This is a genomic window from Herbaspirillum sp. NPDC101397 (genome assembly GCF_044767325.1).
Lineage (GTDB): Bacteria > Pseudomonadota > Gammaproteobacteria > Burkholderiales > Burkholderiaceae_D > Herbaspirillum.
Map to the genome: position 1 here is coordinate 40,780 of NZ_JBIWNS010000007.1, position 24,027 is coordinate 64,806.

Consider the following 24,027-nt stretch of genomic DNA (forward strand, 5'->3'; position numbering starts at 1 on the left):
CTTCACCTATCGTGAAGTCATACCGCCCTTGAAATTTGCCTTGCGAAGCAACGATTCATACTGCTGAGACATTACATAATTCTGGACCTGCGCCATGAAATCCATGGTGACGACCACAATAATCAGAAGAGAGGTTCCACCGAAGTAGAAAGGCACCTTCCAACGTGCGATCAAAAATTCAGGCAACAAGCAAACCAATGTGATGTACACCGCACCGGCCAACGTCAAGCGCATCAAGATCTTGTCGATGTAACGGGCAGTCTGGTCACCAGGACGAATACCAGGAACAAACGCACCGCTCTTTTTCAGGTTATCTGCCGTTTCTTTGCTGTTGAAAACCAACGCAGTGTAGAAAAAACAGAAGAAAACAATTGCAATCGCATACAGCAGCGCATGAATCGGTTCGCCCGGCGCCATCGATGCAGCCAAATCCTTCAGGAAACGAATGAAAGGATTCGATGTATCGCCGGAAGTGAACCAGCTCGTGATCGTCGCCGGGAACAAGATGATCGACGAAGCGAAGATGGGAGGAATCACACCAGCCATGTTCAGCTTCAGCGGCAAATGACTGCTTTGCCCGCCGTAGATCTTGTTGCCGACCTGACGCTTCGCATAGTTCACCAGGATCTTGCGTTGGCCGCGTTCAATGAACACCACCAGGAACGTCACCAGCGCCACGATCACGCAAATCAGGATCGCCGACAATGCGCTCATCGAACCTGTACGAACCAGTTCAAACAAGCCACCCAATGCGTTCGGCAAACCAGCTGCGATACCGGCGAAGATAATGATCGAAATGCCATTACCCAAACCGCGCTCCGTAATCTGCTCGCCCAGCCACATCAGGAACATCGTACCGGTCACCAGCGTCACGACCGTCGTCAGGCGGAACGCCAGACCCGGATCCAACACAAGACCAGCTTGCGATTCCAGTGCAACAGCAATACCCAGCGCCTGAAACGTTGCCAGCACCAGAGTGCCGTAGCGGGTGTACTGGGTAATCTTGCGACGCCCGGCTTCACCTTCTTTTTTCAACGCCTCGAGCTGCGGCGATACCACCGACAGCAACTGCATGATGATCGACGCCGAAATATACGGCATGATCCCAAGAGCGAAAATTGTGAAACGCGACAGGGCGCCGCCGGAGAACATGTTGAACATGCCCAAGATGCCGCCCTGGTTTTGTTTGAACAATTGCGCCAACTGCGTCGGGTCAATTCCTGGAACAGGAATGTGAGCACCGATGCGATATACAACTAATGCCGCCAGCAAAAACCACAAACGGTTCCAAGGGAATCCTTTTGCAGCGCCTTTAGCAAGTTGAGGTGTAGTCGCCAATTAATGCTCCGCGTCAAACGTCAGATTAAGCTACCGAACCGCCGGCAGCTTCAATAGCTGCTTTTGCGCCCTTGGTAGCAATCAAACCCTTGACTGTTACTTTCTTGGTCAGCTCACCCGACAGGATGATGCGGACAACCTTGGCCAGTTCGCCGATGACGCCGGCTTGCTTCAATGCCAGGATATCGATCTCGGTAACCGGCAGGCTTTCCAGGTCGGACAAACGGACTTCAGCCTTGTACGGCGCTGCCAGCGACTTGAAACCGCGCTTTGGCAGACGACGTTGCAGAGGCATCTGACCACCTTCGAAGCCGACTTTATGGAAGCCGCCCGAACGCGATTTTTGACCCTTGTGACCACGACCGGCTGTCTTGCCCAGGCCAGAACCGATACCACGGCCGACGCGACGCTTGTAGTGCTTGGCGCCATCAGCTGGTTGGATTGTGTTTAATTCCATGATTTGCTCCGTTCGCAAGCCCAAGGCTTACGAAACCACTTTCACAAGATAGGACACTTTGTTGATCATGCCGCGAACCGATGGGGTGTCTTGCAATTCGGAGACCGAATTAACGCGACGCAGTCCCAGACCGCGCACTGTTGCACGGTGGTCTTGGCGAGTACCGATCAAACCTTTGACCAGTTGTACTTTGATTGTGTTTGCCATCTGTTTTACCTTAGCCCAGGATGTCTTCAACAGACTTGCCGCGCTTGGCTGCAATTTCTGCTGGAGTGTTCATTTTGGCCAAACCGTCGAGTGTTGCACGGACCATGTTGTAAGGATTGGTGGAACCATTCGACTTTGCAACAACGTTGGTCACGCCCATCACTTCGAAAATTGCGCGCATCGGGCCGCCGGCGATCACACCGGTACCGTCTTTGGCTGGCGACATCAGAACCGACGACGCACCATGCTTGCCGGTCACTGTGTGTTGCAGAGTACCGTTCTTCAAGGTGACCTTGATCATCTTGCGACGGGCTTCTTCCATTGCCTTTTGCACTGCAACTGGCACTTCTTTCGACTTGCCCTTGCCCATGCCGATACGGCCATCGCCGTCACCAACAACTGCCAGCGCTGCGAAACCCATGATACGACCACCCTTCACCACTTTGGTGACACGGTTGACCGCGATCATTTTTTCGCGCATGCCGTCATCCGGCTTGTCGCTTTGCATTTTCGATTGCATTTTTGCCATGATGATTTTCCTTAGAACTTCAGGCCGGCTTCACGCGCAGCTTCAGCCAACGCCTTGACGCGGCCGTGATAACGGAAACCGGAGCGGTCAAACGCTACTTCGGTGACTCCAGCTTTCAGTGCCTTCTCGGCGACGCGCTTGCCTACCAATGTCGCGGCAGCAGCGTTGCCGCCCTTGCCCGATTGGCCAGCCAGTTGTTGGCGAACTTCCGCTTCCAACGTCGATGCCGAAGCCAGGACGTTTGCGTCGGGGCCGATGATGCTCGCGTAGATGTGCGTGTTGGTACGATGCACGGCCAGGCGATTGACCTTTAATTCTGCGATCTTGGCACGGGTTTGAGTCGCGCGGCGCAGACGTGATTGTTTCTTGTCCATCGTCAACCCCTATTACTTCTTCTTGGTTTCTTTGAGTACAACCACTTCATCCGAATAACGAACGCCCTTGCCCTTGTAAGGCTCTGGCTGACGATATGCACGGATTTCAGCGGCGACCTGGCCAACTACTTGGCGGTCGATACCCTTGATTAAGATCTCGGTTTGAGTCGGGGTTTCACACTTGATGCCTTGTGGCATCTGGTGAACGATCGGGTGCGAAAAGCCCAGCGACAGATTCAGCTTGTCGCCTTGTGCTTGAGCGCGGAAACCCACACCAACCAAGTTCAGCTTCTTTTCGAAACCCTTAGTGACACCGTTGACCATGTTATTGACCAACGCACGCAGGGTACCGGACATTGCATTCGCTTCGCGGCTGTCATCTGCCACTTCGAAGTTCAGCGTGCCATTGTTGTTTGCAACTTTCACCAGGCCAGTCAATGGCTGGGAAAGCGAGCCCAACGGGCCTTTTACTGTGATCTGCGCTGCAGTAATGGTCGCTTCCGCGCCACCTGGCAGTGCAATCGGCATTTTACCAACACGAGACATATTGCACTCCTTAGGCCACGTAGCAAATCACTTCGCCACCGACACCGGTAGCGCGCGCTTTGCGATCTGTCATGACGCCACGTGGAGTGGAAACGATTGCCACACCCAGGCCGTTCATCACGTTAGGAATCTCGTCTTTGCCTTTGTAAATACGCAGGCCAGGACGGGACACGCGCTCGAGGCGCTCGATAACCGGACGACCGGCATAGTACTTCAGGCCGATTTTCAGTTCTGCTTTGCCGCCGGCTTCTGCCACGGCGAAGTCTTCGATATAGCCCTCGTCCTTGAGGACGTTAGCAATTGCGATTTTGACCTTCGACGACGGCATTGCTACGGTCGTCTTTTGCACAACTTGCGCATTGCGGATACGGGTCAGCATATCGGCGATAGGATCGCTCATACTCATTGCTTGTTCTCCTATTACCAGCTGGCTTTAGTCAAACCCGGGATTTCGCCACGCATGGCGATTTCACGGACCTTAATACGGCCCAAACCGAATTTACGGAATGTGCCACGTGGACGACCTGTCAGTGCGCAACGATTACGTTGGCGGGTCGGAGCAGAGTTACGTGGCAGCGCTTGCAACTTCAGGCGCGCTTCGTAACGTTCTTCTTCCGACTTGGATTGGTCGTCGATGATTGCCTTCAACTCAGCGCGCTTGCCGGCGTATTTCTTCACCAGATCTGCACGCTTTTGTTCACGGTTAATCAGTGCCAGTTTTGCCATGGCAGCCTCAGTTTCTGAACGGGAATTTAAATGCGGCGAGGAGCGATTTCGCTTCGTCGTCGGTCTTCGCGGTTGTCGTGATGCTGATATTCAAGCCACGCAGCGCATCGATTTTGTCGTATTCAATTTCGGGGAAAATGATTTGCTCTTTCACACCGATATTGTAGTTACCACGACCATCGAAAGCACGACCGGAGACACCACGGAAGTCACGCACACGCGGCAGAGCCACGGTGATGAAACGATCCAGGAACTCGTACATCTGGGCGCCACGCAGGGTCACCATGCAACCAATCGGGTAGCCTTCACGGATCTTGAAACCCGCAATCGCTTTACGCGCCTTGGTCACGACCGGCTTCTGACCAGCAATCTTGGTCAAATCGCCGACAGCGTGCTCGATGATTTTCTTATCCGCAACAGCTTCCGACAGACCCATGTTCAATGTGATCTTCAGAATGCGCGGAACTTCCATTACCGACTTATAAGCGTACTTAGCAGTCAAGTCGGCAACGACTTTTTCTTTATAGAACTCTTGGAGACGTGCCATGATCTATTAAACCTTAACAACTTCGCCGCTGGATTTATAAGCGCGGACTTTCTTGCCGTCCACGTTCTTGTAACCCACGCGATCTGCCTTGCCGGCCGTCGCATTGAACAATGCGAGGTTCGACACATGAATTGGCATCAGCTTATCGACGATGCCGCCAGTTGCACCAGTCATTGGATTAGGCTTGGTCGCTTTTTTAGCGACGTTAATGCCGTCAACAACAACGTAATCAGCGCTGACACGCTGAGTTACCACACCGCGCTTACCTTTGTCTTTGCCGGTCAGCACGATGACTTCATCGTTCTTACGAATCTTTCCCATGACCACTCCTTACAGAACTTCAGGCGCCAGAGAGACGATCTTCATGAAGCGCTCTGTACGCAGCTCACGAGTAACTGGCCCGAAAATACGGGTACCGATAGGCTCAAGCTTGGCGTTCAGCAGGACAGCAGCATTGCTGTCGAACTTGACCAAGGAACCATCCTGACGACGCACGCCCTTGGCGGTACGAACGACGACAGCGTTATAAATTTCACCTTTTTTGACGCGACCGCGTGGAGCTGCGCTCTTCACGGTAACTTTAATCACGTCACCGATGCCTGCGTAACGGCGCTTGGAACCACCCAAGACTTTGATGCACAAAACTTCGCGCGCACCGGTGTTGTCGGCCACTTCGAGCCGGCTTTCAGTTTGAATCATGATATTTTCTTTCCCAACTTAATCCGCTTAAATCACACAATGTGAATCGCGGTCAGTCTTGGTCCTGTTAGCAAGCGAACCTGCTAGTTAGGGGACGATTAAGCTACGTAACTGCATCTTGCCTCTCGGCCTTGCCAAACACCAAGAAGCAAAGGAGAGCTCAGCATTATGACGCCATAATGCTGAGTAAGCAAGCACTACTTAAACTATTTGTGCCACTTGTACAACGCGTGTCACGCTCCAAGCTTTGGTCTTGGAGATTGGACGGCCTTCCTGGATCTCGACGGTGTCGCCAGTCTTCGCCTGGTTGGCTTCATCATGAGCGTGGTACTTGTTGGTACGCACGATGATTTTGCCGTACAGAGGATGCTTGACGTGACGTTCGATCAGAACGGTAACAGTCTTATCCATCTTGTCGGACACAACCTTGCCAATCAGCGTGCGCTTGAGCGCTTGTTTCACTTGATCGTTCATTGTTGACCCTTCGAATTGATGACTGTTTTCACACGTGCGATATCGCGACGTACTTTCTTCAGTTGCGCAGTATTGTTCAGTTGCTGCGTAGCCACTTGCATGCGCAAGCTGAAGTGAGCCTTCAGCAGCTCATTCAGTTCTTTGGCCAGAGCCGCTTCGTCTTTACCACGGAGTTCAGATGCTTTCATATTCCGCTCCTATTATTGACCGACTTGACGAACAACAAAAGTCGTCGACAGTGGCAATTTGGCTGCTGCCAAGCGGAACGCTTCACGCGCCAGAGCTTCGTCAACACCATCCATCTCGTACAGCATCTTACCTGGCTGAATTTCAGCCACGTAGTATTCTGGATTACCCTTACCATTACCCATACGCACTTCAGCAGGCTTTTGGGAAATCGGCTTGTCCGGGAAAACGCGGATCCAGATACGACCGCCACGCTTGATGTGACGGGTCATAGCACGACGAGCGGCTTCGATCTGACGCGCCGTGATACGACCACGGCCAACTGCCTTCAGACCAAATTCGCCAAACGATACGGCTGTACCACGCGAGTGCGAGATACCCGTATTGCGACCTTTTTGTTCTTTACGATATTTTCTACGTGCTGGTTGCAGCATGATTATTCTCCTGCTTTCTCAGCCGACACACCGGCATCGGCAGCTTGACGTGGAGCACGCTTGGCGCCCGCACCTGCTGGAGCACCGGCGGTCTTCGGACGAGGACGAGCACCTGGCTTGCCATCATCACGACGTGGACCGCGACGCTTCTTGTCGTCTTCTGGCTCACCGACCAACACTGGTGCATCGCCGTTAGCCAGACGATCGCCCTTGTAAACCCAAACCTTGATACCGATGATGCCGTATGTGGTTTGTGCTTCGCCGAAGCCGTAGTCGATATCAGCGCGCAGGGTGTGCAGAGGCACGCGGCCTTCGCGATACCATTCCTTACGGGCGATTTCGATACCGTTCAGACGACCGGACGACATGATCTTGATGCCTTGAGCACCCAGACGCATTGCGTTTTGCATCGCACGCTTCATGGCGCGACGGAACATAATACGCTTTTCGAGCTGCTGAGCGATCGAATCGGCGATCAATTGCGCATCGGCTTCCGGCTTGCGGATTTCTTCGATGTTGACGTGCACGGGCACGCCCATCAATTTACCCAGCGCTGCCTTCAGCACTTCGATGTCTTCACCCTTCTTACCGATCACAACGCCTGGACGGGAGCTGTAAATGGTGATGCGGGCATTCTTCGCCGGACGCTCGATAACGACGCGACCAACCGAAGCGTTCTTCAGTTTTGTCTTCAGGTAAGCACGAACCTTCAGATCTTCGTTGAGCATGTCGGCAAAATTGTTATTGCCTGCATACCAGCGCGATCCCCAGTTACGTGTAACCGCCAGACGGAAACCGGTTGGATGAATCTTCTGTCCCATCGTGACTCCTTAGTTTCCGACAGTCACGTAAATGTGACAGGATTGCTTGGAAATACGATCACCACGGCCTTTTGCACGCGCTGTGAAGCGCTTGAGGACCGTACCTTTTTCCACATAAATAGTCGTGACTTTGAGCTCGTCAATGTCGGCGCCATCATTGTGTTCGGCGTTCGCGATTGCGGACTCCAGAACCTTCTTGATGATGACCGCACCCTTTTTAGGGCTGAAGGCCAAGATATTCAGTGCTTGATCAACTTTTTTGCCGCGGATCAGGTCTGCAACCAGACGGCCCTTCTGGGCCGACAGATGCACACCACGCAGGGTAGCTTTAGTTTCCATCATAGGACCTTATTTCTTAGCCTTCTTATCGGCGGCGTGACCCTTGAACGTACGGGTCAGCGCGAATTCACCGAGCTTATGACCAACCATGTTTTCGGACACATACACCGGCACGTGTTGCTTGCCGTTGTGCACCGCGATCGTCAGGCCGATGAAATCCGGCATGATTGTCGAACGACGGGACCATGTCTTGATTGGCTTCTTGTCTTTAGTCGCTTGAGCGGCCTCAACCTTTTTGACCAGGTGAGCGTCGCAGAATGGACCTTTTTTCAATGAACGTGTCATGTTTTATCCTTATTTCTTGCCGCGGCGCGAGACAATCATTGAAGTCGTACGCTTGTTGCTGCGTGTCTTCTTGCCCTTGGTCTGTTGACCCCACGGCGAAACTGGATGACGACCTGCTGCAGTCTTACCTTCACCACCACCGTGCGGGTGATCGACCGGGTTCATGACCACACCACGCACTGTCGGACGAACGCCACGCCAACGCATGGCACCAGCTTTACCGATCTTGCGCAGATTGTGTTCGCCGTTACCGACTTCACCGATGGTTGCTCGGCATTCGATGTGAATGCGGCGCACTTCACCGGAGCGCAGACGCACCTGAGCGTAAGTACCTTCGCGCGCCATCAGCACAACGCCGGCGCCGGCGGTACGAGCGATCTGAGCACCCTTGCCTGGCAACATTTCCACGCAGTGGATTGTCGTACCGACAGGAATGTTGCGGATCGGCAGCGAGTTACCAGCCTTGATCGGCGCTTCCGAGCCGCTGATCAGCTGATCGCCGACTGCGATGCCCTTGGGAGCGATGATGTACTTGCGTTCGCCGTCTGCGTAGCACAGCAGAGCAATGTGCGCAGTACGGTTCGGGTCGTATTCGATACGCTCGACCTTGGCAACGATACCGTCCTTGTTACGACGGAAGTCGATAACGCGGTAGTGTTGCTTGTGGCCGCCACCGATATGACGGGTGGTGATGTGACCGTTGTTGTTACGACCAGCAGTCTTGGACTTCTTTTCGATCAGGCCGGCAAACGGACGACCCTTGTACAGGTCGCTGACGACCTTGACCATGCCACGACGACCAGGCGAGGTTGGTTTAACTTTTACGAGTGCCATTATTTAGCCTCCTCGGTGAAGTTGATCTCTTGACCAGGCTTCAGGCTGACAAATGCGCGACGTGTATGGTTGCGGCGACCAACCGAACGGCCGGAGCGCTTTTGCTTACCTTGACGATTCGCGACCTGAACGGACTCCACTTGGACCTTGAACAGCAGTTCGACCGCAGCCTTGACTTCCAGCTTGGTCGCATCTTGCGTCACCAGAAAAACGACTTGCTCGTTTTTCTCGGCGACGAAGGTTGCCTTTTCAGAGATCACCGGCGCCAGCAGCACTTTCAGCAAGCGCTCTTCGCTATGTTTAATTGCGTTCATGCCAGCAACTCCTCAATCTTGGCCAGTGCTTGCTTGGTGATCAGCACTTTCTTGTAGAACACCAGGGAGACTGGATCAGCTTGACGCGGCTCGACAATCAGCACGTTCGGCAGATTGCGCGATGCCAGCAACAGGTTTTCTTCCAGGTTGTCAGTAATGACCAACACGGAGTCCAGACCCATGACCTTCAGCTTTTCGGACAGCAGCTTGGTCTTCGGTGCTTCGACCGAGAAATTCTCGACGATCGACAGACGACCTTCGCGAGCCAACTGGGACAGAATCGAGCAGACACCTGCGCGATACATCTTCTTGTTGACCTTGTGCGAGAAGTTTTCGTCAGGCGAGTTCGGGAAAATACGACCACCGCCGCGCCACAGTGGCGACGACGACATACCGGCACGAGCGCGGCCAGTACCCTTTTGGCGCCATGGCTTCTTGGTTGTGTGGTGCACTTCTTCACGGTCTTTTTGCTTGCGGTTACCGCTGCGAGCATTGGCTTGATAAGCCACGACGACTTGATGAATCAGCGCTTCGTTGTAATCACGACCAAAGATCGTGTCAGGGGCAGCGACGTTCGATGCGGCTTGACCTTGATCATTCAGGAGCTTGAGTTCCATGAATTAGGCTCCCTTCTTGGCTTTAACTTTGACTGCCGGCGACACGACCACTTGGCCGTTCTTCGCGCCTGGCACGGCACCCTTGACCAGCAGCAATTGACGCTCAGCGTCGATGCGTGCGATCTCGAGGTTTTGCACTGTGCAGGTAACGTCACCCAGGTGACCGGTCATGCGCTTACCAGGGAAAACACGACCTGGATCCTGCGCCATACCGATGGAGCCTGGAACATTGTGCGAACGGGAGTTACCGTGGGATGCGCGACCGGATGCGAAGTTGTGGCGCTTGATCGTACCAGCGTAGCCCTTACCGATGGACACGCCCTGCACGTCCACTTTCTGGCCAGCTTCGAACAAGCTTGCAGCGACGACGTCGCCAGCTTTCAACTCGGCAGCCTTGGCTGCGTCAATGCGGAATTCTTTCAGGACGGTACCAGCTTCAACGCCAGCTTTGGCGTAGTGACCGGCAGCAGCTTTAGTCACACGCGAGGCGCGACGCTGACCGTATGCGACCTGAACAGCGGAATAGCCATCCACTTCAGGCGTTTTGATTTGGGTCACGCGGTTGTTCGACACATCCAACACGGTCACAGGAATAGAATCCCCGTCTTCCGTGAAGATACGCATCATACCAACCTTGCGACCAACAAGGCCTAGGCTCATTGTTTTTCTCCATTCCCGCCTGCGATTGGGCGGGGCTGATGTTTGTACTACTAAAATATGTGAAATCGCCGAGGCAAAAAGCCAGCGCGACTCCACCGAAGCCGATCAGTATAACCGGGTAAATTTTTATTTGCAATACCCGACAGTGTCGTGGTATGTCAAAGTCCTACCCGGTCATACTTTTTACAACACCTGCCGCAAAAGCTTATTGCAGCTTGATTTCTACATCAACGCCAGCCGGCAGATCCAGCTTCATCAGTGCATCGACTGTCTTGTCGGTCGGATCAACGATGTCCATCAGACGCTGGTGCGTGCGGATTTCGAATTGATCGCGCGAGGTCTTGTTGACGTGTGGCGAACGCAGAACGTCGAAACGTTGGATGCGTGTCGGCAGCGGAACTGGACCCTTGACGACGGCGCCGGTGCGCTTTGCCGTGTCGACGATTTCCTGTGCGGATTGGTCGATCAGACGGTAGTCGAATGCCTTCAGGCGGATACGGATTTTTTGGCTAGGAACTGACATGGTTTTCCTTTAAAGAACGAACCGCGGATGACAACCATCCGCGGCAATGATAAATAACTACGTATTACGCGTCTGGCAGGATCTTGGCAACCACACCGGCGCCGACGGTACGACCGCCTTCACGGATAGCGAAGCGCAGGCCTTCTTCCATCGCGATCGGGTTGATCAGCATCACGGTGATCGACACGTTGTCGCCTGGCATGACCATTTCCTTGTCCTTCGGCAACTCGATCGAACCAGTCACGTCCGTAGTACGGAAGTAGAACTGTGGACGATAGTTGTTGAAGAACGGAGTATGACGGCCGCCTTCGTCTTTCGACAACACATAGATCTCGCCGGTGAAGTGCTTGTGCGGCTTGATCGAACCTGGCTTGGCCAACACTTGGCCACGCTCCACGTCTTCACGCTTGGTGCCGCGCAGCAGCACGCCAACGTTGTCGCCTGCCTGACCTTGGTCCAGCAGCTTGCGGAACATTTCGACGCCGGTGCAAACTGTGTCTTGTGTGTCGCGGATACCGACGATTTGCAGGGCTTCGCCGACCTTGACGATACCGCGCTCAACGCGACCGGTCACAACGGTACCGCGGCCGGAGATCGAGAACACGTCTTCCACTGGCAGCAGGAAGGCGCCGTCAACAGCACGTTCCGGTGTCGGGATGTAAGTGTCCAGCGCTTCTGCCAGGGCCATGATCGCTTGCTCGCCCAGCGGGCCAGTGTCGCCTTCGAGGGCCAGCTTCGCCGAACCCTTGATGATTGGCAGGTCGTCGCCTGGGAATTCGTACTTGGTCAACAGCTCGCGCACTTCCATTTCGACCAGTTCCAGCAGCTCTTCATCATCAACCATGTCGGCCTTGTTCAGGAACACGATGATGTAAGGAACGCCAACTTGACGCGACAGCAGGATGTGTTCGCGTGTTTGTGGCATCGGGCCGTCTGCTGCGGAGCAAACCAGGATCGCGCCGTCCATCTGCGCGGCGCCGGTGATCATGTTCTTCACATAATCGGCGTGGCCTGGGCAGTCAACGTGCGCGTAGTGACGGTTTGCCGTTTCGTATTCAACGTGCGCAGTGTTGATGGTGATGCCGCGTGCCTTTTCTTCTGGCGCTGCGTCAATTTGATCGTAGGCCTTCGCTTCGCCGCCGAATTTCTTCGACAACACGGTCGCGATTGCGGCTGTCAGTGTGGTCTTGCCGTGGTCAACGTGACCAATCGTGCCAACGTTCACGTGCGGCTTGGTCCGCTCGAATTTACCTTTTGCCATTTTGCATTTCCTTCAAAAAGAACGATTTTCTCAACAATTAAAAGCGCATCCCCTGCCAACGCAGGGAATGCGCAAAACTAAATTACTTGGTCTTGGAAGTAACGATCGCGTCGATGACGTTCTTCGGTGCTTCGGAGTAGTGCTTGAATTCCATCGAATATGTCGCACGACCTTGTGTTGCCGAACGCAACGAAGTCGAGTAACCGAACATCTCCGACAGCGGCACTTCAGCCTTGATGATCTTGCCGCCACCGCCGGCGATTTCATCCATGCCTTGCACCATACCGCGGCGGGACGACAGATCGCCCATCACGGTACCGGCGTAGTCTTCCGGTGTTTCAACTTCAACGGCCATCATCGGCTCCAGAATGACCGGGCTGGCTTTACGGCAACCATCCTTGAACGCCATCGAGCCGGCCATGCGGAACGCATTTTCGTTCGAGTCGACGTCATGGTAGGAACCGAAGAACAGAGTGACCTTGACGTCAACCACTGGATAGCCGGCCAACACGCCGGTGTTCAGTGTTTCACGCACACCCTTTTCAACTGCAGGGATGAATTCGCGAGGAACGGTACCGCCCTTGATCGCGTCAACGAATTCGAAGCCCTTGCCCGGCTCTTGCGGTTCGATCTTCAGAACCACGTGACCGTACTGACCACGACCACCGGATTGCTTGACGAACTTGCCTTCGATTTCTTCGCAAGTCTTGCGGATGGTTTCGCGGTAAGCAACTTGTGGCTTGCCGACGGTCGCTTCGACGTTGAATTCACGCTTCATGCGGTCGACGATAATGTCCAGATGCAACTCGCCCATACCGGCGATGATCGTTTGACCCGATTCTTCGTCGGTACGCACGCGGAACGACGGATCTTCTGCAGCCAGACGGTTCAGCGCCAGGCCCATCTTTTCCTGGTCAGCCTTGGTCTTTGGCTCGACAGCTTGCGAAATCACTGGCTCAGGGAAGACCATGCGTTCCAGCACGACCACAGCCTTGTCGTCGCACAGGGTGTCGCCGGTTGTGGTGTCTTTCAGACCGACCACGGCAGCGATATCGCCTGCCAGCATTTCCTTGATTTCTTCACGTTGATTGGCGTGCATCTGAACGATACGGCCAATACGTTCCTTCTTGGACTTCACCGAGTTGAACACGGTGTCGCCCGAATTCAGGGTGCCCGAGTAGCAACGAATGAAGCACAGCTGACCAACGAACGGGTCAGTTGCGATCTTGAATGCGAGCGCCGAGAACTTCTCGGTGTCTTCTGCTTTACGCACGACCGGCTCGTCGTCTTCATCCAGACCTGGAACAGGCGGGATGTCGACCGGCGACGGCAGGTATTCGATCACGCCATCCAACATGGCTTGCACGCCCTTGTTCTTGAACGCGGTGCCGCACATCATCGGAACGATTTCGCTGGCGATGGTGCGTTGACGGATCGCAGCCTTGATCTCTTCTTCGCTCAGATCACCGTCTTCCAGGTACTTGTTCATCAGTTCTTCGGATGCTTCAGCAGCCGCTTCGACCATGTTCTCGCGCCATTTTTGAGCTTCTGCCTTCAGATGCTCAGGGATATCACGGTAGTCGAACTTCATGCCCTGGCTGGCGTCATCCCAATAAATCGCACGCATCTTGACCAGATCGATCACGCCTTCGAAGTTGTCTTCGGCGCCGATAGGCACTTGCATAGGGATCGGGTTGGCCTTCAGGCGTGCACGCATTTGATCGTACACCTTGAAGAAATTCGCGCCGGTACGGTCCATCTTGTTGACGAACGCCAGACGTGGAACCTTGTACTTGTTCGCTTGACGCCAGACTGTTTCCGACTGTGGCTGCACGCCGCCGACTGCACAGTAGACCATGCAGGCGCCGTCGAGCACGCGCATCGAGCGCTCAACTTCAATGGTGAAGTCAACGTGGCCCGGGGTGTCGATGATGTTGATGTGGTGAGCCGGGAAGTTGTTCGCCATGCCCTTCCAGAAACAGGTCGTCGCAGCCGAGGTAATGGTGATGCCACGCTCTTGCTCTTGTTCCATCCAGTCCATGGTGGCGGCGCCATCATGCACTTCACCGATCTTGTGGTTCACGCCCGTGTAGAACAGAACGCGCTCAGTCGTCGTTGTCTTACCGGCGTCAATGTGAGCGGAAATACCGATGTTGCGGTAGCGCTCAATGGGGGTCTTGCGAGCCATGATTTATTCCTAAGTCTTTAATGCGCGAAACCGAGCGCCATTTTTGTAAAATAGTCGCTCGGCTCGAACAAATTTTAGATACAAGCGAAGTCTTTCCAAAAAGCCCGGAAAGCCCCGCACAGTCTTGTTAGAAGCGGAAGTGCGAGAACGCCTTGTTCGCTTCAGCCATACGGTGAACTTCGTCACGCTTCTTCATCGCACCGCCACGGCCTTCAGCCGCTTCGATCAACTCGCCACCCAGACGTTGCGGCATGGACTTTTCGCTACGCTTGTTTGCGGCTTCGCGCAACCAACGCATCGACAACGCCATACGGCGGACAGGACGCACTTCCACCGGCACCTGGTAGTTGGCGCCACCAACGCGGCGGGACTTCACTTCGACCAGCGGCTTGCAGTTGTTCAGCGCAGCGGAGAACACTTCCAGCGGGTCTTTACCGGTTTTGGTTTGGATATGGTCGAACGCACCGTAGATGATGTTTTCAGCGACCGACTTCTTGCCGGACAACATCAACACGTTGACGAACTTAGCAACTTCAACATTGCCGAACTTTGGATCAGGCAGGATATCCCGCTTGGGTACTTCACGACGACGTGGCATTTCAATTCCTTTCAGTCTTCAGTTGAGCGCGCAGATAAACTCTTGCCGCACTCGCGGACGGCCATCATAGCCAACCACTTACTCGGCCCGTTACGGACCGACACATTTCACCAGGCTTGCGCCCGACAAAAAACAAATTACTTCTTAGCGGCCTTGGCGCGCTTAGCACCGTACTTCGAGCGAGCCTGCTTACGATCCTTGACGCCTTGGGTATCCAGAGCACCACGAACCATGTGGTAACGCACACCCGGCAAATCCTTCACACGGCCGCCGCGCAGCAGCACGACACTATGTTCTTGCAGGTTGTGGCCTTCACCACCGATGTACGAAATCACTTCGAAGCCGTTGGTCAAACGCACTTTTGCAACTTTACGCAAAGCGGAGTTTGGCTTTTTAGGAGTCGTTGTGTAAACACGGGTACATACGCCGCGTTTTTGCGGGCTGTTTTCCAGCGCCGGCGATTTGCTTTTCACGGTCGCGGAGACACGTGGGTTGCGAATCAATTGATTGATGGTTGGCATCGTTTTATATCCAACAAAATTTACGACGTTAATAACATTAATTCCAGGAACGGTTGCTTGGAATTAAACAAGAAACTTGCACGAAAGAAACCTGTGCACACCGATTTTAGAGAAAACGAGAGAAGCGCCGAAGAAAGCCGGAAGCAGACCAAAGAACGCTTAAGCTCAGGAGAGCCCAAATTCGAGAACTCGCGAGTGTATGCCAAAAACGTAAAAGGGTCAAGGGCAGCTCCCTGCGCCCTGACCCCCGTGTCCGTTTTACGACGTTTCTGCCACTTTTTTCATCAAGCGGCATCCCGCGTCAAGACGATTTTGCCAGACTGGCAACAATATTGCGCCAGGCGGCTGTCTCCTCCTTGTTGCGGTCCCGGCGCGAGAAGAAGTTGACGACCTGCTCACCCTTGGCGTCGTAGAACTCCACCGAGGTGATCATGCCGTCCTTGGCCGGACGCTTGACCACCCAGCCATGGTCGATACCGGCCTGGCGCAGATGCAGGTTGAAATCCGGATCCAGCACGTTGTACCACTCTTCGGTCGCCTTCACTTTCGTGATCTTGCCGCTGAAGATTTGCGTCATGCCCGGATTGCTCACGAACACCATGATCGGCTGCCCTTGCGTAGCGGCGCTGTCGAGCAGGGTCTGCACCGACTGCGCACTGATGCGATAGGCGGCATCCTTGCCGATCAGATCCAGCGCTTGCTCACGCGTAATCCCCAGGTCCTTGAGCAGACGCGGGAATTCATGCACGTCGCTGAGTTCGTTCCAGGTGTCGCGCAACTCCTTGACGTCGACTTCGCCGTTCGGCTTCTTGACGACCTTGGCCGGCGCTTTGTCGACACTCAGGTAGGCAGGCTGCTCGGGCGCCTTGAAGTCCGCCACCAGCTTGTCGAACGCCGCCACGCCGGCTTCGTTGTCGAGGTACACCTTGTTCACCGCGTTGCCATGCACGTCGAAGAACTGCAGACTGCGGCTGATCTTGCCTTCGCGGCCGGGCTGCACCACGGCGAACGCCGAGCGCCATTGATCGGTGCCGAAGCGTAGATCAATGGGGCCCCCGGCGAATCCGGTACCTGGAATCACGCGGCCGTCCGCATTGAGCTTTGCCTGCGTGACCGTTCCGACACGCTCCAGCACGGCGGTGTCATTGCGCGTGATGGCCTTGATCTGGCCAAGCTCGTGCAGCCGGTCGTACACCGCCTTGTAGGAGACGCCGCCGTCGCGCAGGCGGGTCGTCCCCTTGCCGACATTGGTGGCGACCAGCTCTGCTTCCGAGACGGTGAGCTTCTGCGCGGCGTCGCGCGGTTGCAGCTTTGGCTGTTCCGCACGCAATGCCGACCAGCGCTCGGCCAGGTTGCTGTTCGGCGTGGTCGAACATGCGGCGATGCTGATGACGCCTGCCGCCAGCAGCAACGCGCCCAGTTTGGTGTATTTCATTTCATGCCTCTTTTCGGTTAAGTGCCTTGCGGCGTTTTTTTTGCTGATGTCAGTATTCGAACTTCATACTGACGTTGAAGCTGCGGCCCGGTTCTGTGTAGGCGTCCTTGTTGGTGGCGCTGTCGGCCAGCGACAGACCACGGATGTCGGTCCAATTCCAGTACTTGCGGTCGAACAGGTTGCGGATGCCGGCATACAGCACAGCGTTCTTGCTGAAGCGATAGCCGGAGCTCAGATCCATGACGAAGAAGGATGGCGAGACGAAGTTGGTCGGCGTCGCAATGTCTTCCTTTTTCTTGGCGGCGTTGTAGACCACGTCGCTCTGCACGAACCACACCTGGCTCGGCTCGTAGCGCACGCCGGCGACCACGGACAATGGCGCCACCGACTCCAGCCCGGTCTTCTTGCCCGTCCGGTCGGTGGTCGTGCCCTTGGTGTAGGCGAAGCCGCTCTTCAGCGAGATACCGTTTTCCATACGCCAGTCGAGGCGTCCCTCGAAGCCGTGGATGGATGCCTTGGCTGCATTCACGTATTGGAAGATGGTCGGGTTGAGTACCGTTCCTGCGCCTGCCACCGACACCGAGTCGATGAAGTTGCGATACTCGCCGGCATAGGCTGCGGTACTGTAGCTGAACAGGCCGGCTGAGGTCGGCAGCTTGCCGCGGAAACCGATTTCATACGAATTGCTGGTCTCCGGCTTGAGAGCCGGATTGGCGATTTGCGAATAGCCCTGCGACGCGTTGTTGAAGTAGGAGTTCACCTCGTGCGGGGACGGCGAACGGAACCCGCGGGCGTACTGGATGTACGGCGCAAATGCGGGTGCGACTTCGTAGATGAAGGCCAGGCGCGGCGAGAATGCGCTGTCCTTGCTGGTCGACGCCGGCTGGCCGTTGGCGACGGCCTGCGCGTCGTACTTGGCGCTGGCTTCCGGCTTGATCTTGTAGGCGTCGTAACGCAGACCCGGCACGATGCTCAATGCGCCGATGCGCATGTCGTCCTGCAGGTAGGCGCCGAACACGCTGTACTCGGTTTTCGGGAAATACTCGCAGTATTGCGTACCGGTGCAGGTCGTCCAGCCGGTGCCGGATGCCGCCATCTGCAACTTGGCCACGCTGAGGTCGACGCCATAGGTCATCTTGTGTTTGACGATGCCGGTGCTGAAGCCGCTCTCGGCCAGCACGCCGCCGCCGAGGATGTCGTCCTGGTACGTGATATCGCGGAAACGAGGACGCGTCGGCGCAGCGCCGTTTTCGAAGGAGTATTGATTGGTCTTCGAATCGCGGTAGTAAATGTTGGCGCGCAATTTCTGGAACACCGGGTTGTCGACGTCGTCATGCTCGAATTGCAGTTGCAGCTTGTTGCTCTTGACGTCGCTGGTGCTCCGATAACCGGTGATCGTCGGCGCGGCGACGGCGGACAGGCTGTCGCCGCGCAACTTGTTTTCCACCGTTTCAAAACTCAGCTTGAGGAGGTTGCGCGGATCGATCTTGAACACCAGCTTGCCCAGCGCCGAGCGATTGTTGTAGGTCAGTGGATCGGCCTTCGTGCGCGCGGCGCCGGTGCCGCCGACGCTGCCCTTGGTTTCGGTCTCATTGCCATGACGCGCATTGAGCACCAGCATGCCTTGCACGCGATCATTTCCAAAGGCCATGGTGCCGGTAGCGCCATAGCTGCTGTCGCTCGAATCATAGGAAGGACGCAGCGCAAAGTAGCTGCTCTTGCCGAAGACGTTGAGCAGATCCTGCGGGTCTTTGGTGACGAAGTTGACCACACCGGTCAGACCATCGCTGCCGTACATGGATGACGCCGGACCGCGCAGGATTTCAATACGCTGATACAGGTCGGTATCGGTGTAGGCGCCACGACCGGCGCTCAATGTGCCTTGGCTGAATGCACGCGGCAAGGCCACGCCGTCTTCCAGCAACATGACGCGATTGCCTTCCAGGCCACGGATATTGATGCCTTCGTTGCCGCCCCGCCCCATCGTGGCGGACGCACCGGTCACGCCGCCGACGCGATATACAGAACGGCGCACTTCCACGCCCGGTTCATAGCGCAGCGCATCCTTGATGTCCTTGGCGTTCTGTTGTTCGAGCTCTTCGGCGGTGATCACCGAAACGGTGGCGGCGACCCGGTTCAGGTCACTGTCGACGCCGCGCGTGGCGGTGACGGTGATTTCATCGAGCGGGCGATTCAGCGCCGCCAGTTGCTGCGTGGCTTGCTGCGCGGTGGCGGGCGCCATGGCCCATTGTTGCAGTACGACAGCCGTTGCCAAGACCAGTTTTTTCTTGCATAGCTTCATGATAACCATTCCCCTGAGTGAGTTCGGTTACTGGCATGCTGCTAGCTGGCTACCTGGATGTTAGTACGAGATTTTTGCCTGCCCCGCGACTGCACCGCGACACGTTGATCGCGCAGAGTCGTTTTTGTTTTGGTCACGGCCGACGTCCGGTCCGATGAAACGGGTGGGAGTACCGTCGGGCATTCCTGAGGCGGATTATTTTTAATAAGAATAATTCTTATTCAAAGATTGTAGGACAAAACCTGAATCATCTCAAGTTGATTCGTCAGCATTTACACGGCGCTACATGACAGCCCGCGCTCAAGTGCGCTGCAATGTTTCCGTCCATAAAAAAACGGCGCCGGAATTTCTTCCGACGCCGCTCTTCTTTGCCACGTATCCACCCTTCAGGGCAGATGCGCTGCTATTGCATCATCACGCTTCGCCGTCCGCACCGCCGAAAGTCTCGGCAGGATGCGCTTCGGTTTCGGTCACACGCGCCACACGCTCGGATTCCAACAGCGCTGCGCGCTCGTCGGCTTCCCATGCGTCTTTTTCCTTGCGTGCACGGTGGAACGCCAGACCGGTACCAGCCGGGATCAGACGACCAACGATGACGTTTTCCTTCAGACCGCGCAGGCCGTCCTTCTTGCCCATGATCGCCGCTTCGGTCAGGACACGTGTGGTCTCCTGGAACGATGCAGCCGAGATGAACGAATCGGTTGACAGCGATGCCTTGGTGATACCCAGCAAGACGTTTTCGTACGTTGCAGGGATCTTGGTCTCTGCATTGACGCGGTCGTTTTCGTCCAGCAGTTCGGAACGTTCGACCTGTTCGCCGGTGATGTAGTTGGTATCGCCCGGATCCACAACCTGCACGCGACGCAGCATCTGACGCACGATGACTTCGATGTGCTTGTCGTTGATCTTCACGCCTTGCAAACGGTACACGTCCTGAACTTCGTCGACGATGTAACGCGCCAGCGCTTCGATACCCAGCAGGCGCAGGATGTCTTGCGGATCGGCAGGACCGTCGACGATCATTTCGCCCTTGTTCACCACCTGGCCGTCATGCACCAGGACTTGCTTGTCCTTGGTGATCAGGAACTCATGCTTGGCGCCGTCCATGTCGGTGATTTCCAGACGTTGCTTGCCCTTGGTTTCCTTACCGAACGCCACAGTACCTGTGACTTCAGCCAGCATACCGGCATCCTTCGGCGAACGCGCTTCGAACAGTTCGGCAACGCGCGGCAGACCACCGGTAATATCACGTGTCTTTTGCGATTCAGTCGGGATACGTGCCAGCACTTCACCAACGTGCACTTGCTGACCGTCCTTGACAGTAATCAGCGCGCCGACCTGGAAGCCGATCGTCACTGCGTGTTCGGTGCCGGCGATCTTGACTTCTTCACCTTGCTCGTTCAGCAGCTTGACCTGCGGACGTAACACCTTGGCAGCGGACGAACCGCGGCGCTTGGCATCGATAACCACCAGTGTCGACAGACCGGTCACTTCGTCGATCTGCTTGGCGACGGTCGAACCTTCTTCGACGTTTTCGAACTTCACGGTACCGGTGTACTCGGTGATGATCGGACGTGTCAGCGGATCCCATGTCGCCAGTGCAGTACCGGCCTTGATGATCATGCCGTCCTTGACGATCAGGGTCGCGCCGTACGGTACTTTATGACGCTCACGCTCACGGCCGAGATCGTCGGTGATCAGCACTTCGCCCGAACGGGAAATGACGATCAGCTCGCCCTTGCCGTTGGTGACGTAACGCATGGTCGCCGTGAAGCGGATGGTGCCGTTCGACTTGGCTTCCACCGACGAGGCCACTGCTGCACGCGATGCCGCGCCACCGATGTGGAACGTACGCATGGTCAGCTGAGTACCTGGCTCACCAATCGACTGTGCAGCGATAACGCCGACTGCTTCGCCGCTGTTGACCAGCACGCCGCGGCCCAGATCGCGACCGTAGCACTTGGCGCACAGGCCGTAGCGCGTGTCGCAAGTCAGCGGAGTGCGAACCTTGACTTCGTCGATGCCGAGGCGTTCGACTTCTTCAACGGTGTCTTCATCCATCAGGGTGCCGGCTTCGTACAGCGTAGCCTGGGTTTCCGGATTGATGATGTCGGTAGCTGCAACGCGGCCGAGGATACGGTCGCGCAGCGCTTCAATGACTTCGCCGCCTTCAACCATTGCCTTCATGGACGCGCCGTTGGACGTACCGCAATCATCTTCGATCACGACCAGATCCTGAGTCACGTCAACCAGACGACGTGTCAGGTAACCGGAGTTCGCAGTCTTCAGCGCGGTATCGGCCAGACCCTTACGGGCACCGTGCGTCGAGATGAAGTACTGCAACACGTTCAGGCCTTCGCGGAAGTTCGCGGTAATCGGCGTTTCGATAATCGAACCGTCCGGTTTCGCCATCAGACCACGCATACCTGCCAGCTGACGAATCTGCGCTGCGGAACCGCGGGCGCCGGAGTCGGCCATCATGTAAATTGCGTTGAACGACTCTTGCGTGCCCTTGGTGCCGTCGCGGCGGACCACGTCTTCGACCTTCAGCTGGTCCATCATGGCCTTGCCGACGTCGTCGCCGGCCTTGCCCCAGATGTCCACAACCTTGTTGTAGCGTTCGCCGGCGGTAACCAGACCGGACGAGTATTGCTGTTCGATCTGCTTCACTTCTTGTTCTGCAGTCGCAATGATGGTCGCCTTTTGTGGCGGCACCAGCATGTCGTCCACGCAAATCGAGATACCGGCGCGTGTCGCCAGGCGGAAGCCCGATTGCATCAGCTGGTCGGCGAACACAACGGTTGCGCGCAGACCACACTTGCGGAACGAAGTATTAATCAGCTTCGAAATTTCCTTCTTCTTCAACGCGCGGTTCAGCACGGAGAATGGCAGGCCCTTCGGCAGAATTTCCGACAGGATGGCACGGCCGACAGTCGTTTCGTAACGCTTGACGGTACGCACGAATTCGCCGGTGACCGGATCCTTTGGATTTTCGACGATACGCACGGTGACGCGGGTAGCCAGTTCGACTTCCTTGTTGTCGTACGCACGGATGACTTCCGAGACGTCCTGGAACAACATGCCTTCGTTCTTGGCGTTGATCGCTTCACGGGTCGCGTAGTACAGACCCAGCACGATATCCTGGGACGGCACGATCGACGGTTCGCCGTTCGATGGGAACAGAATGTTGTTCGACGCCAGCATCAGCGTACGCGCTTCCATCTGTGCTTCGATTGACAGTGGAACGTGGACCGCCATCTGGTCGCCGTCAAAGTCGGCGTTGAACGCGGCGCACACCAGCGGATGCAGCTGGATCGCCTTGCCTTCGATCAGGACCGGCTCGAACGCCTGGATACCCAGACGGTGCAACGTCGGCGCGCGGTTCAGCATGACCGGATGTTCGCGGATCACGTCTTCCAGGATGTCCCAGACGACCGGCTCTTGAATTTCGACCAGCTTCTTGGCTGCCTTGATGGTCGTTGCCAGACCCATCAATTCCAGCTTGTTGAAGATGAACGGCTTGAACAGTTCCAGCGCCATCAGCTTCGGCAGACCGCACTGATGCAACTTGAGCTGCGGACCCACCACAATGACGGAACGGCCGGAGTAGTCGACGCGTTTGCCCAGCAAGTTTTGACGGAAACGACCGCCCTTGCCCTTGATCATTTCGGCCAGCGACTTCAGCGGACGCTTGTTGGCGCCGGTCATCGCCTTACCGCGACGGCCGTTGTCCAGCAGCGAGTCAACCGCTTCCTGCAGCATGCGCTTTTCGTTGCGCGTGATGATTTCCGGAGCGCGCAATTCCATCAGACGCTTCAGACGGTTGTTACGATTGATGACGCGGCGATACAGATCGTTCAGATCGGAGGTCGCAAAACGGCCGCCGTCCAGCGGGACCAGTGGGCGCAATTCCGGTGGCAGCACCGGCAGCACTTCCATGATCATCCAGTCAGGCTTGATGCCCGAGCGTTGGAACGCTTCCAGCACTTTCAGGCGCTTGGCGTATTTCTTGATCTTGGCTTCGGACTTCGATTCTTTCAGTTCCACGCGCAGAGTTTCTGCATCGCGGTCGATGTCAATCGAGCGCAGCAGTTCACGGATGCCTTCGGCGCCCATGAATGCGGTGAAGTCGTCGCCGTACTCTTCGTACTTGGCGGCGTAGTCGTCTTCCGACATGATTTGGCACTTCTTCAGCGGAGTCATGCCTGGATCGGTCACGACGTAGGCTTCGAAGTACAACACGCGTTCGATGTCCCGCAGGGTCATGTCGAGGACCATGCCCAGACGCGACGGCAGCGATTTCAGGAACCAGATGTGCGCAGTTGGCGAAGCCAGTTCGATGTGGCCCATGCGTTCACGACGCACCTTGGCCAGCGTGACTTCAACGCCGCATTTTTCGCAGATGACGCCGCGGTGCTTGAGGCGCTTGTACTTGCCGCAGAGGCATTCGTAGTCTTTGATCGGGCCAAAGATCTTGGCGCAGAACAGACCGTCGCGCTCAGGCTTGAAAGTACGGTAGTTGATGGTTTCCGGCTTTTTTACTTCGCCGTAGGACCACGAACGGATTTTTTCCGGGGACGCCAGACCAATTTTGATCGCGTCGAATTGTTCGTTTTGCTGAACTTGCTTGAATAGATCGAGCAGTGCTTTCATGTATCACTCCAGGTTGGCGTGAGAACGCTAGGTAATGCTATGTATATCGAGACGGCCGCACCACAATCTGCGCACACCCTGTTCGCACCTGCGGGAGAGCCGTGGCTTGCGCCGGGTTCCGCATGTACCGGGACAGACTTGGTCGTCCTTGACTGCTTA

Annotated in this window: 29 protein-coding genes; all 29 read right to left on the reverse strand. The window is 55.8% G+C overall.

The annotated features are described in order from the left end of the window. Positions 1-6: 6 nt before the first annotated feature. Positions 7-1,338 (reverse strand): preprotein translocase subunit SecY, encoded by a 1,332-nt coding sequence (gene secY, locus ACIROW_RS17490; protein ID WP_029363882.1) that lies wholly within the window; start codon positions 1,336-1,338, stop codon positions 7-9. Positions 1,339-1,363: 25 nt separating this feature from the next. Next, on the reverse strand, positions 1,364-1,795 hold the full coding sequence (gene rplO, locus ACIROW_RS17495; protein WP_029363883.1) for a 50S ribosomal protein L15: 432 nt from the start codon (positions 1,793-1,795) through the stop codon (positions 1,364-1,366). Positions 1,796-1,822: 27 nt separating this feature from the next. Beyond that, a complete protein-coding gene (gene rpmD / locus ACIROW_RS17500; RefSeq protein ID WP_007875342.1) occupies positions 1,823-2,002 on the reverse strand; it encodes a 50S ribosomal protein L30 in 180 nt (59 codons plus the stop codon). Positions 2,003-2,012: 10 nt separating this feature from the next. Then, entirely contained in the window at positions 2,013-2,531 is a 519-nt protein-coding gene (gene rpsE / locus ACIROW_RS17505; RefSeq protein ID WP_016836024.1) for a 30S ribosomal protein S5, read from the reverse strand. Positions 2,532-2,542: 11 nt separating this feature from the next. Continuing rightward, positions 2,543-2,905 (reverse strand): 50S ribosomal protein L18, encoded by a 363-nt coding sequence (rplR, locus tag ACIROW_RS17510; RefSeq protein WP_016836025.1) that lies wholly within the window; start codon positions 2,903-2,905, stop codon positions 2,543-2,545. A 12-nt stretch (positions 2,906-2,917) separates the two neighbouring features. After that, complete coding sequence (gene rplF, locus ACIROW_RS17515; RefSeq protein WP_016836026.1) at positions 2,918-3,451, reverse strand: 50S ribosomal protein L6; 534 nt, start codon at positions 3,449-3,451, stop codon at positions 2,918-2,920. 10 nt (positions 3,452-3,461) lie between these two features. Then, entirely contained in the window at positions 3,462-3,857 is a 396-nt protein-coding gene (rpsH, locus tag ACIROW_RS17520; RefSeq protein WP_007875335.1) for a 30S ribosomal protein S8, read from the reverse strand. A 14-nt stretch (positions 3,858-3,871) separates the two neighbouring features. Continuing rightward, positions 3,872-4,177, reverse strand: coding sequence for a 30S ribosomal protein S14 (rpsN, locus tag ACIROW_RS17525; protein WP_007875333.1), 306 nt, complete (start codon positions 4,175-4,177; stop codon positions 3,872-3,874). Between the two features lie 7 nt (positions 4,178-4,184). After that, entirely contained in the window at positions 4,185-4,724 is a 540-nt protein-coding gene (gene rplE, locus ACIROW_RS17530) for a 50S ribosomal protein L5 (protein ID WP_016836027.1), read from the reverse strand. A 6-nt stretch (positions 4,725-4,730) separates the two neighbouring features. Then, positions 4,731-5,045 (reverse strand): 50S ribosomal protein L24, encoded by a 315-nt coding sequence (gene rplX, locus ACIROW_RS17535; RefSeq protein WP_402277757.1) that lies wholly within the window; start codon positions 5,043-5,045, stop codon positions 4,731-4,733. 9 nt (positions 5,046-5,054) lie between these two features. Next, positions 5,055-5,423: a 50S ribosomal protein L14 gene (gene rplN, locus ACIROW_RS17540; RefSeq protein WP_016836029.1), complete on the reverse strand. Its 369-nt coding sequence runs from the start codon at positions 5,421-5,423 to the stop codon at positions 5,055-5,057. Positions 5,424-5,624: 201 nt separating this feature from the next. Beyond that, on the reverse strand, positions 5,625-5,897 hold the full coding sequence (gene rpsQ / locus ACIROW_RS17545; protein ID WP_016836030.1) for a 30S ribosomal protein S17: 273 nt from the start codon (positions 5,895-5,897) through the stop codon (positions 5,625-5,627). Continuing rightward, positions 5,894-6,085 (reverse strand): 50S ribosomal protein L29, encoded by a 192-nt coding sequence (rpmC, locus tag ACIROW_RS17550; protein ID WP_016836031.1) that lies wholly within the window; start codon positions 6,083-6,085, stop codon positions 5,894-5,896. Before rpmC ends, rpsQ begins: the two co-directional genes overlap by 4 nt. A gap of 12 nt (positions 6,086-6,097) precedes the next feature. Next, positions 6,098-6,517, reverse strand: coding sequence for a 50S ribosomal protein L16 (gene rplP / locus ACIROW_RS17555; RefSeq protein ID WP_007875315.1), 420 nt, complete (start codon positions 6,515-6,517; stop codon positions 6,098-6,100). A gap of 2 nt (positions 6,518-6,519) precedes the next feature. Beyond that, positions 6,520-7,338: a 30S ribosomal protein S3 gene (gene rpsC / locus ACIROW_RS17560; protein WP_053200843.1), complete on the reverse strand. Its 819-nt coding sequence runs from the start codon at positions 7,336-7,338 to the stop codon at positions 6,520-6,522. A 9-nt stretch (positions 7,339-7,347) separates the two neighbouring features. Beyond that, a complete protein-coding gene (gene rplV / locus ACIROW_RS17565; protein WP_016836033.1) occupies positions 7,348-7,680 on the reverse strand; it encodes a 50S ribosomal protein L22 in 333 nt (110 codons plus the stop codon). Between the two features lie 6 nt (positions 7,681-7,686). Continuing rightward, a complete protein-coding gene (rpsS, locus tag ACIROW_RS17570; protein WP_007875308.1) occupies positions 7,687-7,962 on the reverse strand; it encodes a 30S ribosomal protein S19 in 276 nt (91 codons plus the stop codon). Positions 7,963-7,971: 9 nt separating this feature from the next. Continuing rightward, positions 7,972-8,796 carry a 50S ribosomal protein L2 gene (gene rplB / locus ACIROW_RS17575; protein ID WP_265216066.1) on the reverse strand — a complete coding sequence of 275 codons (825 nt, stop codon included), beginning with the start codon at positions 8,794-8,796 and terminating at the stop codon, positions 7,972-7,974. Further along, positions 8,796-9,110, reverse strand: coding sequence for a 50S ribosomal protein L23 (rplW, locus tag ACIROW_RS17580; protein WP_016836036.1), 315 nt, complete (start codon positions 9,108-9,110; stop codon positions 8,796-8,798). The genes rplB and rplW overlap by 1 nt, the downstream gene beginning before the upstream one ends. After that, positions 9,107-9,727: a 50S ribosomal protein L4 gene (gene rplD / locus ACIROW_RS17585; protein WP_016836037.1), complete on the reverse strand. Its 621-nt coding sequence runs from the start codon at positions 9,725-9,727 to the stop codon at positions 9,107-9,109. The genes rplW and rplD overlap by 4 nt, the downstream gene beginning before the upstream one ends. Before the next feature lie 3 nt (positions 9,728-9,730). Then, positions 9,731-10,387, reverse strand: coding sequence for a 50S ribosomal protein L3 (gene rplC / locus ACIROW_RS17590; RefSeq protein WP_053200846.1), 657 nt, complete (start codon positions 10,385-10,387; stop codon positions 9,731-9,733). Between the two features lie 205 nt (positions 10,388-10,592). Then, on the reverse strand, positions 10,593-10,910 hold the full coding sequence (rpsJ, locus tag ACIROW_RS17595; RefSeq protein ID WP_016836039.1) for a 30S ribosomal protein S10: 318 nt from the start codon (positions 10,908-10,910) through the stop codon (positions 10,593-10,595). Between the two features lie 64 nt (positions 10,911-10,974). Next, entirely contained in the window at positions 10,975-12,171 is a 1,197-nt protein-coding gene (gene tuf / locus ACIROW_RS17600) for an elongation factor Tu (RefSeq protein WP_016836040.1), read from the reverse strand. A gap of 82 nt (positions 12,172-12,253) precedes the next feature. Further along, positions 12,254-14,359, reverse strand: coding sequence for an elongation factor G (gene fusA / locus ACIROW_RS17605; RefSeq protein ID WP_402277758.1), 2,106 nt, complete (start codon positions 14,357-14,359; stop codon positions 12,254-12,256). 127 nt (positions 14,360-14,486) lie between these two features. Then, positions 14,487-14,957, reverse strand: a complete 471-nt coding sequence (gene rpsG, locus ACIROW_RS17610) for a 30S ribosomal protein S7 (protein WP_016836042.1) — start codon at positions 14,955-14,957, stop codon at positions 14,487-14,489. 137 nt (positions 14,958-15,094) lie between these two features. Next, on the reverse strand, positions 15,095-15,478 hold the full coding sequence (gene rpsL, locus ACIROW_RS17615) for a 30S ribosomal protein S12 (protein ID WP_053200552.1): 384 nt from the start codon (positions 15,476-15,478) through the stop codon (positions 15,095-15,097). A 301-nt stretch (positions 15,479-15,779) separates the two neighbouring features. Then, complete coding sequence (locus ACIROW_RS17620; protein WP_402277759.1) at positions 15,780-16,913, reverse strand: hemin-degrading factor; 1,134 nt, start codon at positions 16,911-16,913, stop codon at positions 15,780-15,782. A 49-nt stretch (positions 16,914-16,962) separates the two neighbouring features. Continuing rightward, on the reverse strand, positions 16,963-19,215 hold the full coding sequence (locus ACIROW_RS17625; RefSeq protein WP_402277760.1) for a TonB-dependent hemoglobin/transferrin/lactoferrin family receptor: 2,253 nt from the start codon (positions 19,213-19,215) through the stop codon (positions 16,963-16,965). A gap of 414 nt (positions 19,216-19,629) precedes the next feature. Continuing rightward, complete coding sequence (rpoC, locus tag ACIROW_RS17630) at positions 19,630-23,868, reverse strand: DNA-directed RNA polymerase subunit beta' (protein WP_402277761.1); 4,239 nt, start codon at positions 23,866-23,868, stop codon at positions 19,630-19,632. Positions 23,869-24,027: the final 159 nt, after the last annotated feature.

What these genes read in the sequence shown, in the direction of transcription:
- rplO (WP_029363883.1), bottom strand. Translation starts at nt 1,795, where the DNA reads ATGGAATTAAACACAATCCAACCAGCTGATGGCGCCAAGCACTACAAG.
- rpmD (WP_007875342.1), bottom strand. Translation starts at nt 2,002, where the DNA reads ATGGCAAACACAATCAAAGTACAACTGGTCAAAGGTTTGATCGGTACT.
- rpsE (WP_016836024.1), bottom strand. Translation starts at nt 2,531, where the DNA reads ATGGCAAAAATGCAATCGAAAATGCAAAGCGACAAGCCGGATGACGGC.
- rplR (WP_016836025.1), bottom strand. Translation starts at nt 2,905, where the DNA reads ATGGACAAGAAACAATCACGTCTGCGCCGCGCGACTCAAACCCGTGCC.
- rplF (WP_016836026.1), bottom strand. Translation starts at nt 3,451, where the DNA reads ATGTCTCGTGTTGGTAAAATGCCGATTGCACTGCCAGGTGGCGCGGAA.
- rpsH (WP_007875335.1), bottom strand. Translation starts at nt 3,857, where the DNA reads ATGAGTATGAGCGATCCTATCGCCGATATGCTGACCCGTATCCGCAAT.
- rpsN (WP_007875333.1), bottom strand. Translation starts at nt 4,177, where the DNA reads ATGGCAAAACTGGCACTGATTAACCGTGAACAAAAGCGTGCAGATCTG.
- rplE (WP_016836027.1), bottom strand. Translation starts at nt 4,724, where the DNA reads ATGGCACGTCTCCAAGAGTTCTATAAAGAAAAAGTCGTTGCCGACTTG.
- rplX (WP_402277757.1), bottom strand. Translation starts at nt 5,045, where the DNA reads ATGGGAAAGATTCGTAAGAACGATGAAGTCATCGTGCTGACCGGCAAA.
- rplN (WP_016836029.1), bottom strand. Translation starts at nt 5,423, where the DNA reads ATGATTCAAACTGAAAGCCGGCTCGAAGTGGCCGACAACACCGGTGCG.
- rpsQ (WP_016836030.1), bottom strand. Translation starts at nt 5,897, where the DNA reads ATGAACGATCAAGTGAAACAAGCGCTCAAGCGCACGCTGATTGGCAAG.
- rpmC (WP_016836031.1), bottom strand. Translation starts at nt 6,085, where the DNA reads ATGAAAGCATCTGAACTCCGTGGTAAAGACGAAGCGGCTCTGGCCAAA.
- rplP (WP_007875315.1), bottom strand. Translation starts at nt 6,517, where the DNA reads ATGCTGCAACCAGCACGTAGAAAATATCGTAAAGAACAAAAAGGTCGC.
- rpsC (WP_053200843.1), bottom strand. Translation starts at nt 7,338, where the DNA reads ATGGGACAGAAGATTCATCCAACCGGTTTCCGTCTGGCGGTTACACGT.
- rplV (WP_016836033.1), bottom strand. Translation starts at nt 7,680, where the DNA reads ATGATGGAAACTAAAGCTACCCTGCGTGGTGTGCATCTGTCGGCCCAG.
- rpsS (WP_007875308.1), bottom strand. Translation starts at nt 7,962, where the DNA reads ATGACACGTTCATTGAAAAAAGGTCCATTCTGCGACGCTCACCTGGTC.
- rplB (WP_265216066.1), bottom strand. Translation starts at nt 8,796, where the DNA reads ATGGCACTCGTAAAAGTTAAACCAACCTCGCCTGGTCGTCGTGGCATG.
- rplW (WP_016836036.1), bottom strand. Translation starts at nt 9,110, where the DNA reads ATGAACGCAATTAAACATAGCGAAGAGCGCTTGCTGAAAGTGCTGCTG.
- rplD (WP_016836037.1), bottom strand. Translation starts at nt 9,727, where the DNA reads ATGGAACTCAAGCTCCTGAATGATCAAGGTCAAGCCGCATCGAACGTC.
- rplC (WP_053200846.1), bottom strand. Translation starts at nt 10,387, where the DNA reads ATGAGCCTAGGCCTTGTTGGTCGCAAGGTTGGTATGATGCGTATCTTC.
- rpsJ (WP_016836039.1), bottom strand. Translation starts at nt 10,910, where the DNA reads ATGTCAGTTCCTAGCCAAAAAATCCGTATCCGCCTGAAGGCATTCGAC.
- tuf (WP_016836040.1), bottom strand. Translation starts at nt 12,171, where the DNA reads ATGGCAAAAGGTAAATTCGAGCGGACCAAGCCGCACGTGAACGTTGGC.
- fusA (WP_402277758.1), bottom strand. Translation starts at nt 14,359, where the DNA reads ATGGCTCGCAAGACCCCCATTGAGCGCTACCGCAACATCGGTATTTCC.
- rpsG (WP_016836042.1), bottom strand. Translation starts at nt 14,957, where the DNA reads ATGCCACGTCGTCGTGAAGTACCCAAGCGGGATATCCTGCCTGATCCA.
- rpsL (WP_053200552.1), bottom strand. Translation starts at nt 15,478, where the DNA reads ATGCCAACCATCAATCAATTGATTCGCAACCCACGTGTCTCCGCGACC.
- ACIROW_RS17620 (WP_402277759.1), bottom strand. Translation starts at nt 16,913, where the DNA reads ATGAAATACACCAAACTGGGCGCGTTGCTGCTGGCGGCAGGCGTCATC.
- ACIROW_RS17625 (WP_402277760.1), bottom strand. Translation starts at nt 19,215, where the DNA reads ATGAAGCTATGCAAGAAAAAACTGGTCTTGGCAACGGCTGTCGTACTG.
- rpoC (WP_402277761.1), bottom strand. Translation starts at nt 23,868, where the DNA reads ATGAAAGCACTGCTCGATCTATTCAAGCAAGTTCAGCAAAACGAACAA.